The 12,840-nt window shown below is 38.1% G+C and carries 12 protein-coding genes; all 12 read left to right on the top strand.

What is annotated here, in order from left to right; translation table 11 throughout:
* On the top strand, positions 1-3,247 hold a 3,247-nt coding region (locus AB3I12_RS12845; protein WP_368015663.1), incomplete at its 5' end, for a BspA family leucine-rich repeat surface protein.
* A gap of 980 nt (positions 3,248-4,227) precedes the next feature.
* Complete coding sequence (locus tag AB3I12_RS12840; RefSeq protein ID WP_010719665.1) at positions 4,228-5,055, top strand: transporter substrate-binding domain-containing protein; 828 nt, start codon at positions 4,228-4,230, stop codon at positions 5,053-5,055.
* 12 nt (positions 5,056-5,067) lie between these two features.
* Positions 5,068-5,757 (top strand): amino acid ABC transporter permease, encoded by a 690-nt coding sequence (locus AB3I12_RS12835; protein WP_010719664.1) that lies wholly within the window; start codon positions 5,068-5,070, stop codon positions 5,755-5,757.
* A 13-nt stretch (positions 5,758-5,770) separates the two neighbouring features.
* Positions 5,771-6,505 (top strand): amino acid ABC transporter ATP-binding protein, encoded by a 735-nt coding sequence (locus AB3I12_RS12830; protein ID WP_063626835.1) that lies wholly within the window; start codon positions 5,771-5,773, stop codon positions 6,503-6,505.
* 276 nt (positions 6,506-6,781) lie between these two features.
* The gene (locus AB3I12_RS12825; protein ID WP_010719662.1) at positions 6,782-7,309 is read left to right on the top strand and encodes a YqeG family HAD IIIA-type phosphatase; all 528 of its coding nucleotides are present in this window, start codon (positions 6,782-6,784) and stop codon (positions 7,307-7,309) included.
* A complete protein-coding gene (gene yqeH / locus AB3I12_RS12820; protein WP_010738128.1) occupies positions 7,306-8,415 on the top strand; it encodes a ribosome biogenesis GTPase YqeH in 1,110 nt (369 codons plus the stop codon). The genes AB3I12_RS12825 and yqeH overlap by 4 nt, the downstream gene beginning before the upstream one ends.
* A gap of 15 nt (positions 8,416-8,430) precedes the next feature.
* A complete protein-coding gene (gene yhbY, locus AB3I12_RS12815) occupies positions 8,431-8,742 on the top strand; it encodes a ribosome assembly RNA-binding protein YhbY (RefSeq protein WP_010719660.1) in 312 nt (103 codons plus the stop codon).
* Between the two features lie 12 nt (positions 8,743-8,754).
* Positions 8,755-9,402: a nicotinate-nucleotide adenylyltransferase gene (locus AB3I12_RS12810; protein WP_010738127.1), complete on the top strand. Its 648-nt coding sequence runs from the start codon at positions 8,755-8,757 to the stop codon at positions 9,400-9,402.
* Positions 9,392-9,979 carry a bis(5'-nucleosyl)-tetraphosphatase (symmetrical) YqeK gene (yqeK, locus tag AB3I12_RS12805; RefSeq protein WP_063626838.1) on the top strand — a complete coding sequence of 196 codons (588 nt, stop codon included), beginning with the start codon at positions 9,392-9,394 and terminating at the stop codon, positions 9,977-9,979. Before AB3I12_RS12810 ends, yqeK begins: the two co-directional genes overlap by 11 nt.
* Positions 9,980-10,035: 56 nt before the next feature.
* Positions 10,036-10,359, top strand: coding sequence for a ribosome silencing factor (rsfS, locus tag AB3I12_RS12800; protein ID WP_010719657.1), 324 nt, complete (start codon positions 10,036-10,038; stop codon positions 10,357-10,359).
* A 1-nt stretch (position 10,360) separates the two neighbouring features.
* Positions 10,361-11,101, top strand: coding sequence for a class I SAM-dependent methyltransferase (locus AB3I12_RS12795; RefSeq protein WP_010719656.1), 741 nt, complete (start codon positions 10,361-10,363; stop codon positions 11,099-11,101).
* Positions 11,102-11,474: 373 nt separating this feature from the next.
* Positions 11,475-12,629 carry a nucleotidyltransferase gene (locus AB3I12_RS12790; RefSeq protein ID WP_010738126.1) on the top strand — a complete coding sequence of 385 codons (1,155 nt, stop codon included), beginning with the start codon at positions 11,475-11,477 and terminating at the stop codon, positions 12,627-12,629.
* Positions 12,630-12,840 lie beyond the last annotated feature (211 nt).

Genomic DNA, 12,840 nt, shown 5'->3' with positions numbered 1-12,840 from the left:
GTCTGGAAAAGTAGTTGCTCCGGAAGATTCTAGACGCCTATTTTCTTATTCGTACCTTACAAATGTAACTGAAATCGAAGGATTGAGTCAACTGGATACCAGTAACGTAACAAATATGGAGTATATGTTTCACGGTATGAGCAGCGTAACAAGTCTAGATTTAAGTGGTTTTGATACCAGTAACGTAACAAATATGGATGCTATGTTTTACAGTATGAGCAACGTAACAAGTCTAGATGTAAGTGGCTTCGATACCAGTAAAGTAACAGAAATGGCGTTTATGTTTGACAGTATGAGTAGATTAACAAGTCTAGATTTAAATAGCTTTGATACCAGTAAAGTAACAGTTATGGACTCTATGTTTTTCGGTATGCAAAGTTTAACCAGTCTAGATATAAGTGGCTTTGATACCAGTAACGTAGCATATATGGGTGATATGTTTCGCCGTATGAGCAGTTTAACTAGTCTAGATTTAAGCAACTTTGACACTAGCAAAGTGACAGATATGGGTGCTATGTTTGCTGATACTCCACTTAAGAAATTAATTCTAGGAGATACCTTTAAATTTGTAGAATCAGGCTCCGAAAATGCAAAACTTACTTCTGCCTGGAAGCGAGCAGATGGTAAAGGGAAGGTTTATACAGCAGCAGATTTCATGAATAACTATGGCACCGGTGACTTGACTGCTGGCACGTACGTTTCTGCTACGGGATGGTGGGGTACCAGTCCGTATAATTTTGATGAAAACACAGGGACATTGACGATCGAAGCAGGTGAGTTAAGTGGCTATGAAAAATCACCATGGAACAGCGGAACAGTGGATTATGAAGCAATCAAAAAAATTGTCTTGTCTGGGAAAGTAGTGGCTCCAAAATATTCTGGCTATTTGTTTAGTTCAACTTACACTGGTAAGCAACTTAAGAATGTAACTGAAATCGAAGGGTTGAGTCAACTAGATACCAGTAACGTAACAGATATGCGTTGTATGTTTTCCGATATGCGTAGCGTAATAAATCTAGATGTAAGTGGGTTTGATACTAGTAACGTAACATCTATGAATTATATGTTTAAAAATATGAGTAGCATAACAAGCCTAGATGTAAGTGGGTTTGATACCAGTAATGTAACAGGTATGTATATGATGTTTCAAGGTTTAAGTCGCGTAACAAGTCTAGATTTAAGCAACTTTGACACTCACAAAGTGACAGATATGCGTGATATGTTTGTTGATACTCCACTTAAGAAATTAATTCTAGGAGATACCTTTAAATTTGTAGAATCAGGCTCCGAAAATGCAAAACTTACTTCTGCCTGGAAGCGAGAAGATGGCACAGGGAAGGTTTATACAGCAGAAGATTTCATGAAAAACTATGGCACCGGTGATCTGACTGCTGGCACGTATGTTTCCGTTGAAACAGGCACGTGGGGCACTAGTCCGTATATGTTTGATGAAAATACAGGGGTATTGACGATCGAAGCAGGTGAATTAAGTGGCTATGAAGAATCACCTTGGAACAGCGACAAAGTAGATAGTGAAGCCATCAAGAAAATTGTCTTGGCTGGAAAAGTAGTGGCGCCAGAAGATTCTAGCAACCTATTTTCTTATTCGTACCTTAAAAATGTAACTGAAATCGATGGGCTGAGTCAGCTGGATACCAGTAACGTAACAGATATGCGTGAAATGTTTCGTGGTATGAACAGCATAACAAGTTTAGATTTAAGTGGGTTTGATACCAGTAACGTGACAAATATGAAGTGGATGTTTGGCGGAGGACTAAGGAGCGTAACAAGTTTAGATTTAAGTGGGTTTGATACCAGTAATGTAACAGATATGTATGCTATGTTTTACGATATGAGTAACTTAACAAGTCTAGATTTAAGCAACTTTGACACCAGCAAAGTAACAGATATGAGTTATATGTTTGAAGGTATGAGTAGCGTAACAAGTTTAGATTTAAGTGGGTTTGATACCAGCAAAGTAACAGATATGAGTGATATGTTTCTTATAGTTCCGCTTAAGAAATTAATTCTAGGTGATCACTTTAAAGCGGTTGAAGACACTAAGTTATCAGCACCGAAAGCACTGAACGAAGGGGATCAGCTGACAGGAAATTGGATTCGTGAAGATGGTCAGTCCAAAGGCTATTCACCTGCTGACTTTATGGCAAATTACGGCACTGGTGATTTAACGGCAGGAACTTATGTGGCAGAACTAGTGAAAAGTGAGTTGGAACCACAAGAATATCATGTAGGAGATGTCAATATCACTGGAACCTACACAGGGGATATGTCTCTCGGCCGATTAACCGTTAATGGCAAAGTTGTCAGCTGGGGCGGTAGCTTCAAAGATGGTCAATTCAGCTATTATGTCGGTGCTGGCAAATTAAAAGTCGGCGACAAAGTCGTATTAGATGGCTACAACAAAGAGAAGGAACTGATAGATTCCAAAGAGATTGAAGTGATTTCCGAATCTTCAGGATCAATTGATCAGGTGGACACTTATAAGCTAGGTGATTCAACCATTACTGGAACTTACACGGGGGATATCCATAAAGGAAAACTAGTAGTGAACGGAGAAGTCGTTAGCTGGGGAGGAACCTATAAAGATGGCAAGTTTAGCTATTATGTGAACTCTCAAATCATCAAAGCAGGGGATCAAGCAACGATTCAAGGCTATGATAAATTCGATACACCACTAGGTGATCCACAACCGGTAACTATAGGAGAACAACTGGGTCAATTAACAGAAGCCCATCGTGTGGGAATCAGTACAGTGATCGAAGGAAGCTACACCGGCGATGTTTACCAAGGAATCTTATTGGTCAATGGCGAAAAAGTTAGTCAAGGCGGTAGCTTCAAAGATGGCAAGTTCAGTTATTATGTAGGAAACCTTAAAGTATCAGAAGACGATCAGGTAGTCTTGATGGGTGCCAACAATCGAGGACAACAAATTCCAGGATCAGAGATTGATGTCACTATTCAAACACCAACAGCTGAAATCAACGAATTGACTTATAAACTTGGCACACAAACGATCAAAGGAGCCTATGGTTCTGATACTCAAGTTCACCAAGGACACTTGTTTGTCAATGGTAAACTGATCAGTAAAGGTGGGAGCTTTAAGGATGGGGCAATCAGTTATTATGTGAAGCCAGATCTAATCAAAGCTGATGATCAAGTAACAATGAATTTCTATGATGGAAGTGGCAACTTATTGGCTGAAAACCAAACAGTTTCTGTTAATTAAGGAAAAAACAAATTCATGTAAGTCTAAAAACTGGGGCATTGATTAGAAAAAATCTGATCAATGTCTCAGTTTTCTTGATTTAAGATACGCTCAAAATTCAAACAGGTTGAGCTAAATGAGGAATACCGGAATGTGTACAGAGGTTTATATTTAGTAAAATAAGATCTGTTTAGAGACCATACGATGATTCTAAGATTATTTAGAATTAATCAGTTGCATAATTAGTTGGTCAAACAAGCTGATTGAGAATTACTTAGAATAGGAAACTTAGTTGAGCACAGAAGGGGTTGAAACAAACATGTTTAGTATCAATTAATTCCGACTAATTTTCCGAAGATGCTACTTTTGTCTCCGTTTCTTTTCTTTGGATAAGTGCAAGGTTCTACTAGCATTCCAATAGTGTGAATGAATTTTGCGCAAACAATCCAACTGCAGACTAGAATACACTCAGAGTGAACGGCGGTTATAACGGACTAGATTCCCGCTGTTTTTGTTATCAAAATAAGGATTCTAATGTGAGTGTAGATAAAATCTAGAAGACAATAATCTAACTGATTTTAATCCTATTATCAGTAGAACAATGAAAAATACTAGTAATCAGACATGGAATTTGATTCCCAGATCTAATTGAACTCTGATAAATATTATTTGCACATAAAGAGTGTTTCGCATCAAGAAGTAGAATTTCCAAAATTTCCTTCTTGAATGTTTGATGACTTTTATCTTCTTGTGGGAGATTAACTAACCTTATCTGTGGTTACACCTGTAAAAGAGCTAAGATGACTTTTTCGTTCTTAGCTCTTTTTCATTTTATTGAAAACTATTCTAAAATAATTATTCTTTTATTTGTTTTATATACAATATATTCGCCTTAAAATACATTTTTTTAAATAAATATACAAAAAATGCTTTTTTTTTGAAAGTTTCATGCTATAATTACTTCACTTAATACAAAAGTTTTAACGTAGGAGGAAAATGACATGAAAAAATTCTTTGGGATGTTAACGGTACTGTTTGCACTAGCGACTTTAGGTGCATGTGGCAGCAGCAATACGACTGCTCAAGGTCAGGAAAAGGATCAGTTAGCAGCGATTAAAAAAAGCGGGGTACTAAAAGTAGCTACGTCGGCTGATTACGCGCCGTTTGAGTTTCATACGATGGTTGACGGGAAAGATAAAATCGTAGGATCTGATATTGACTTAGCTAAAGCAATCGCGAAAGAACTAGGAGTAAAAGCTGAAGTATCAGATATGAATTTCAATACCGTTTTAGCTTCCTTAAAAGAAGGGAAAGCAGATCTCGCTATTTCTGCGATTTCTGCCACAGATGAAAGAAAACAACAATTTGACTTCACAGACAATTATTACAACCCACCACAAGTGGTAATCATCAACAAAAAAAATAAAGAAATCTATCGCAATGCGAATGACCTAAAAGATAAAAATGTGGGTGCTCAAAAGGGATCAATTCAAGAGGAATTAGTTAAGACGCAACTGAAAGGTGCGAAGCTTGTGACAATCGATAAAGTTCCCAACATGATCGTTGAAGTTAACCAAGGCTCATTAGCTGCGACAGTCGTTGAAAAAACGATCGCCGAATCATATATCGCCCAAAATCCTGATCTGATGATCGCTGATATTTCACTTGAGCCAGCTCCTGATGAAGCCTTTGCTATTGCGTTACCTAAAGAAAGCAGTCAACTACAAAAAGAATTAAACCAAATTATCAAAAAGTTGAATGATGAAGGGAAAATTGAAGAATTTATTCAACAAAATAACGAATTAGCTGAAAAAACAGCGGCAGAATAGAGGTCAGGCAGAGTGGATTTTTCTTTTTTAGATAAATATTTCCCTTATTTTTTATCAGGTACAGGAATAACAATCATGATTTCGATCGTCACAGTGATCTTGGGAACGGGTATCGGTTTACTTATGGCGTTACTAAAATTGTCCAAAAAGAAACCGTTGAATGTTTTAGCTAATGTCTATATCGAAGTGTTACGAGGAACACCGATGCTTCTACAAATCATGATCGGTTTTTTATTGCTTCAAGGATTTTTTCCTTCAAAAGATCTAGAAGTAGGTGTTTTAACTGTTGATCTTGGCCGCCTGCTTCCAGGAATGATCGTGTTATCTTTAAATTCCGGTGCCTATGTGGCAGAGATCATCCGTGGGGGGATCCTGGCAGTGAACAACGGTCAAACAGAAGCCTCCTATTCATTAGGGTTGCGTCCAGCACAAACGATGCGTTACGTGATTTTACCACAAGCATTAAGAAATATTTTGCCTCCTTTAGGCAATGAATTTATTACGTTGATTAAAGATTCTTCCCTGTTGACTGCGATCGGAATCAATGAACTGATGGGAGCGGCGCAAATCGTCATATCCAATTCGTATGTTCCATTAGAGCCTTATTTTATAGCAGCAGCCGTTTATTTCATCATGACGTTTGCTACTTCTCGGTTACTAAATCGCTGGGAGAAAAAATTAGGTAAAGGATACCAAGGATGAAGGGTGAAAATAAATGGTCAAATCATTGATTAAAATTACACATTTAAATAAAAAATTCGGTGAACAGGAAGTACTGAAAGACGTTTCCGCTGAAATTTATCCAGGAGAAGTCGTGGTACTTTTAGGACCATCAGGCTCGGGAAAAAGCACTTTACTAAGATGCATCAACTTATTAGAGATACCAACTTCTGGTGAAATCAAGTTTGAAGGAATGACAATTACCAACAAGCAAAATGATATTTTTAAAACAAGAGAAAAAATGGGAATGGTTTTCCAACAGTTTAATCTATTCCCTAATATGACGGTTTTAGAAAACATCACTTTGTCACCAATCAAAGTCAAAAAGCAATCAAAAGAAGAAGCAACAAAGATTGCTAGAGATCTGTTAAAGAAAGTAGGTCTGCTAGAAAAAGCCGATACTTATCCTCAGTCTTTATCTGGGGGACAACAACAACGGGTCGCCATTGCGAGAGCTTTAGCCATGCAACCCGACGTCATGCTATTTGATGAGCCGACTTCAGCTCTTGATCCGGAAATGGTCGGAGAAGTGTTAGAAATCATGCTGCAATTAGCTCGTGAAGGGATGACTATGATCATTGTAACTCACGAAATAGGCTTTGCAAAAGAAGTCAGTGATCGAGTTCTATTTATGGATGGAGGAACCATTCTTGAAGAAGGTACACCGACGGCTATTTTTGAACAAACCAGTCATCCACGAACAGTCGCATTTTTATCCAAAATATTATAAAAGTCAGTAACATCCAAAGAATAAAAAATCGAATGAAAACTCTCGAAACAGTTTCTCGTGTTTGGAGAGTTTTTATTTTATCAGTGTAGTCAGACGGATGATTTCTTCTCTTTTAAAAGTGTTTGGTGACTTCGGTCTGTTCATCATTTCAGGTTAATAGTTGTTTATTCAGAAGGATTCAGGTGTAGAGGTAGTTTTTTTGGAAAGAATGAAGTATAATATAGGGCTGAGGAGTACATTTCGTGCTCCTTCATTTTTTGCAGATGAGGAGACAAAATGTTTTCAAAATATAAACCAACATGGATGGTCGATGCCATCTACAAGATAACCCCTGCACAATTAAAAAACTTAGGGATTAAAGCAGTTTTGACTGACTTGGACAATACGTTGATCGCTTGGAACAATCCTGATGGAACAGAGGAATTACTCGACTGGATCTTAGAAATGAGAAATGCTGGTATTCCAGTAGTGGTTGTTTCAAACAATAGCTCTGAACGAGTAGCACGAGCGATCGATAAATTTGAATTGACGTATGTTGCTCGGGCATTAAAACCTTTAGCCGTAGGAATGAATCGAGCAAAAAAAATGTTGAATCTTTCAGATGATGAAATTGTGATGATCGGTGACCAAATCATGACAGATATCCGAGCAGCTAATCGTTCGGGTATCAGAAGTATCTTGGTTAAACCAATTATTGAAACGGATAGTTGGAAAACACGATTCAATCGTTTTTGGGAACGCAAAATCATGGCCTATTTATTAGCACACAATCCTGATATGGGCTGGCGAGGTGGAATTGAATGAACGAAGAACTACAGTGTATTGGGTGTGGAGCAACGATCCAAACCGATCATCCTAATGAATTAGGGTATACACCAAAAGCAGCATTAGAAAAAGGACTAGAATCAGGTGAGGTCTATTGCCAACGTTGTTTCCGGTTAAGACATTATAATGAGATCCAAGATGTTTCACTGACAGATGATGATTTTTTGCGCCTGCTGAATGAACTAGGACAAGAAGATGCCTTGATAGTCAATGTTGTCGATATCTTTGATTTTAATGGTTCTTTGATCCCTGGACTACATCGCTTTGTAGGTAATAACCCGGTGCTCTTGGTCGGAAACAAAGTGGATATTTTACCTAAATCACTGAAGAAACCCAAAATGATCCAATGGATGAAAGAGCGCGCACATGAAGCTGGATTGCGTCCAGTTGAAGTATTATTGACAAGCGCAAAAAAAGCGAATGAAATGGAGAATCTACTCAAAAAGATCGAAGAGTATCGTGAAGGTCGTGACGTCTATATCGTTGGTGTGACAAATGTCGGTAAATCGACATTGATCAATCAAATCATCAAGAACACAGCAGGTGTCAAAGATGTGATTACGACTTCTCAATTTCCAGGGACAACTTTAGATAAGATCGAGATTCCTTTAGATGATGGTCACTTCTTGATTGATACTCCTGGGATTATCCATCGACATCAAATGGCGCATTATCTTGGAAAAAAAGATTTAAGGATCATTGCACCAACGAAAGAAATCAAGCCTAAAGGATACCAATTGAATGAAGGACAGACACTCTTTCTCGGCGGTTTAGCAAGGTTTGATTTTATCAGTGGGCAACGCGGTTCATTTATTGCTTATGTTTCAAATGATGTCACTATTCATCGAACGAAATTAGCAAAAGCCGATGAATTTTATGTGAAACACGTCGGTGGATTATTACAACCACCTCGTCCCGATGAAGTAAATGAATTTCCCGAATTGGTTCGTTTTGAATTTTCGGTAAAAGAAAAAACAGATATCGTATTTGCTGGCTTAGGATGGATCACAGTGACACAACCGGCAGTCGTAGCAGGTTGGGCGCCAAAAGGTGTGAATGTGATGAAACGAAAGGCCTTGATTTAAGGAAGAAGGAAGAATATGACTTTAAGAGGAAAACAAAAAAGATTTTTACGAAGCCAGGCACACCACTTACAACCGATTTTTCAAATTGGTAAAGGTGGAATCAATTCTGCCATGATGGTTCAGATTGAAGAAGCGCTGGAAAAACGTGAGTTAATCAAAGTAACGTTATTACAAAATACCGATGAGATTCCTGAAGAGGTAGCTGGTATTTTAGAAGAAACAGTCAGATGTCAAGTTGTTCAAATCATTGGACGAGTTCTTGTATTATATAAACCCTCTTCAAAGGAAAAATATCAACGTATCTCTAAAGAAGTAAACGCAATTTAAGGAGTGGTTAATATGAAATCGCAAGCGGAAGCTTTTGTCGAATCTCAAGTATTTCCTCAAGAGATGCCTCAAATTTTTGAAAAACGCAAACAGGTGGGGATTTTAGGTGGTACTTTTAATCCAGTTCACCTGGCACACTTAGTTATGGCAGAACAGGCAGGAAAAAATTTAGGGTTGGATGAGGTCTATTTAATGCCTTCTTATCAACCACCACATGTGGATGAAAAAACGACAATCGCTGCCAATCATCGCTTAAACATGCTTGAACTTGCGATAGCAGATAATCCTTTTTTAGCTATTGAACCGATCGAGTTATCTCGAAAAGGCAAAAGCTATACTTATGATACGATGAAAGCTCTGACACAAAACAACCCTAATACCGATTACTATTTTATTATCGGTGGCGACATGGTAGAATATCTACCAAAATGGTATAAAATCGATGAACTAGTGACAATGGTCAATTTTGTTGGTATTCGTCGAGCAGGTTACTCAACCGAAACGCCTTACCCAGTGATTTGGGTCGATGTGCCAACCATTGATATCAGCTCAACTAAAATACGGCAGAAGATCCAGCAAGGTTGTTCCGTTCGTTATCTAGTACCTGATAAGGTCATTGAGTATATCGAGAAAGAAGGGCTATATCAAGATGGACTATAGTAATAAATACACAACTTACTCAAGAGAAGAGTTGATGCAAAAAGTCCAAATGCGAATGAGTGAACGACGTTTCAAGCATGTTCTTGGGGTGGAAGAGACGGCGATTGCCCTTGCCGGCAAATACGGCTGTTCATTAGAAAAAGCTAGTATTGCTGCTTTGACACATGATTATGCGAAAGAACGGCCTGATGATGAATTTATTTTAGTTATCAAGCGAGATGACTATGACCCAGCGCTTCTTCATTATGGAAATGCGATTTGGCATGGTTTAGTTGGCGCCTCTTTTGTTGAAAGAGAGCTTGGTATCACAGATGAAGAGATCCTTCATGCCATTCGGGTTCATACCACTGGTGCGGCTGAAATGTCTTTATTAGATAAAATCATCTATGTAGCAGATTATATTGAACCTGGTCGTTCGTTTCCTGGAGTCCAAGATGCGCGTGAAATAGCGTTGCTTGATTTAGACGAAGCGGTAGCTTTTGAGACAAAGCACACATTAGCTCACTTGATTGAACAAGAACAACAGATTTATCCAAAAACAATTGAAACATATAATCATTGGGTAGCTAAAAAATAATCTCTACCCATTAGGAGGAAATTACTATAAATAGCAAAGAACAACTACAAATTGCAGTGCAAGCTGCCGATTCAAAACGTGCAGAAGATATCGTTGCTTTAGATGTGAGAGAAGTATCTTTACTAGCAGATTACTTCATGATTTGTTCGGCAAACAGTGAACGACAACTAAATGCAATTACAGAAGAAATCATTGAAAAAGAAGAAGAAAACAATTACGAAGTAAAACGTATCGAAGGAAAAGAAGGCGGAAAATGGATCCTGATCGACTTAGGAGATCTGATCATCCATGTTTTCCATGCGCCAGAAAGAAGTTTCTATAATTTAGAAAAATTATGGTCAGATGCACCACTTGTTGACCTAAATGAATGGATCGATTAATATGGCTTACGAAACATTTGCTTTCGTTTATGATGAGGTAATGGATGAAACCTTATATCAACAATGGTTAGATTTCTCAAAACGACACTTACCAAGTGAAACATGTAATATTTTAGAATTAGCTTGCGGAACAGGTGCTCTAGCTGTTGCCTTTGCTAAAGCTGGGTACCATGTCACAGGGTTAGATCTTTCAGAAGAGATGTTGATGATTGCTAGCCAACGTGCGTTTGAAGAGGAAACACCGATCCAATTTGTTGAAGGAAACATGCTTGATCTGTCAGAAATTGGTCAATACCAAGCAATCACATGTTTCTCAGATTCTTTGTGCTATATGAAGAATGAACAAGAAGTGCAGCAAGTATTTGACGAAGTGTATCAAGCGTTGGAAGAAAATGGACGTTTTATATTCGATGTTCATTCTATCTATCAAATCGACACGGTTTTTCCTGAATACAGTTACCATTATCAAAATGATCAGTTTGCCTTTTTATGGGATAGCTACCCAGGTAAGGAAAAGCATAGTATTGAACATTTCTTGACTTTCTTCGTGGAAGATCCCGAAGAAGCAGGTAAGTTCATTCGAGAAGACGAACTGCATCAAGAGCAAACTTATTCTTTGGATAATTATTTAAGAATGTTAGAAAACAGTGGCTTTTCTAAGGTAGAAGCGTTTGGTGATTTCACCGATGAACAACCAAAAGAAGATACAAAACGTCTCTTTTTTGTGGCATATAAGGAATAGGACACGAAAAAAGTCTTTTGTTGAATACGAAATATTACCTTATCGCGAGGTGTAATCGCAAAAAAACTGCCGTGAATCGCGTTGTTTCAGATAGTATTATAATAGTTTAAAAGTAACGAATAATGGCCAAGACGAGTAAATCATCAACAAAGTCTACGCCAAATAGTGACGTTTTTCTGCTAAAAAACGAAAAAAATACTTTAGAAATATCTTGATGAAAAATAAGCTGAAGCGTCATTTGAAAAGCAGGAGAAACGATTTTTCGATTTCTCCTGTTTATTTTTTTACAGTTAAAAACCGAATTGATCATTTTGGGATTGACCGAAAGAATGAACTGTTTGTTTTATTCCTATTAAGAAATGGAGGAAATGCGATGAAAATTTGTGGCATTATTGTTGAATATAATCCTTTCCATAATGGGCATCGCTACCATGCGGAAATGGCTCGTGAACAAACGGGCGCAGATATCGTGATAGCAGTGATGAGTGGAAATTTTTTACAGCGTGGTGAGCCTGCAATTATCGACAAATGGTCCAGAGCAACTGCTGCCCTCCAAAACGGAGTGGATTTGGTCATTGAACTACCGATAGAATGGTCTGTGCAATCAGCAGATTACTTTGCCAAAGGAGCTGTGCGATTATTACAGATGCTCGGCTGTACACATCTTTGTTTTGGTACAGAAGAAGAGTCGACATTTAATTACGAAGCTTTTGGGAAATTTGTACAGCAAAACCAATTAAGGATTGACCGTGAATTTCAACGTTTATCTGACCAAGGAATGAGCTATCCGCAGAAGATGACAGCAGTGTTCAACACACTTTATCCAGAAATCGCTCTCGATTTTTCTTCTCCTAATCACATTTTAGGGTTAAGCTATGCGAAAGAAAATGCCCAGTATGCCCAGCCAATGAAATTAGTACCGATTACCAGAAAAAGTGCTGGTTATCACGATGAAGAATGGAGCAGTTCCTCCATCGCAAGTGCGACCGCTATTCGCAAAGCGCTCAGTGAACAACGCTCCGTAACGAATTTTATACCTGCTGCCACCGCAGCGATGATCGAAGCAGGTTCGCAACAAACATGGGCGAATTACTGGCCCTTGTTACGTTATCGTTTGCTTTCTACGGAGCTAGCCAATTTGAAAACTATCTATCAGATGACGGAAGGACTTGAAGTGAGAATGCAATCGGCTGCGAAGAAAGCCACTTCTTTCGAGGAATTTGTCACTTTAGTCAAGACGAAAAGATATACTTGGACGAGAATCCAACGTTTAGCTTGTTACGTATTATTGAACATCCATCATGAGGAAATCCATGACCAACAAGCCAAATGTTACTTGAATATTTTAGGATTCACCAAGGCAGGACAACAGTTTTTAAAAGAAAAGAAAGAGATACCCTTGATCTCAAAAATCGGCAAAAAAGAAGCAGAATTGGCACACCTTTTGGTTCGGAGTGATCAAATCTATCAACTCGGTGGGGCGATACCTGAACAAAATTTTGGAAGAAGACCTTATGTTTCGAAATAAACCTGGTTGGTGGGAACAAAGTGAAATGACTAATCTGAATGAAAGTTTAGTTCAATATTTTGAATATGTCGCTTTGTAAAAAATTCTTTGTCTAGCTTGTTGAGTAGCTATTCCAAGAGACGACTATAATCGATCATACAAGGAAACACCTCCCTAAAAAATGACTAGATTTAGAAAAAATACTTCACAGAATGCAGATTCACAAGTATAA

This window comes from Enterococcus sp. C65 (genome assembly GCF_040887165.1).
Classification (GTDB): Bacteria; Bacillota; Bacilli; order Lactobacillales; family Enterococcaceae; genus Enterococcus_B; species Enterococcus_B hirae.
This window is presented reverse-complemented; position numbering and strand designations above follow the sequence as displayed.

Coding starts and splice junctions, on each gene's coding strand:
- yqeK (WP_063626838.1), top strand. CDS start 9,392: ATGGACTATAGTAATAAATACACAACTTACTCAAGAGAAGAGTTGATG.
- AB3I12_RS12830 (WP_063626835.1), top strand. CDS start 5,771: ATGGTCAAATCATTGATTAAAATTACACATTTAAATAAAAAATTCGGT.
- yhbY (WP_010719660.1), top strand. CDS start 8,431: ATGACTTTAAGAGGAAAACAAAAAAGATTTTTACGAAGCCAGGCACAC.
- AB3I12_RS12840 (WP_010719665.1), top strand. CDS start 4,228: ATGAAAAAATTCTTTGGGATGTTAACGGTACTGTTTGCACTAGCGACT.
- AB3I12_RS12795 (WP_010719656.1), top strand. CDS start 10,361: ATGGCTTACGAAACATTTGCTTTCGTTTATGATGAGGTAATGGATGAA.
- AB3I12_RS12790 (WP_010738126.1), top strand. CDS start 11,475: ATGAAAATTTGTGGCATTATTGTTGAATATAATCCTTTCCATAATGGG.
- AB3I12_RS12810 (WP_010738127.1), top strand. CDS start 8,755: ATGAAATCGCAAGCGGAAGCTTTTGTCGAATCTCAAGTATTTCCTCAA.
- yqeH (WP_010738128.1), top strand. CDS start 7,306: ATGAACGAAGAACTACAGTGTATTGGGTGTGGAGCAACGATCCAAACC.
- AB3I12_RS12825 (WP_010719662.1), top strand. CDS start 6,782: ATGTTTTCAAAATATAAACCAACATGGATGGTCGATGCCATCTACAAG.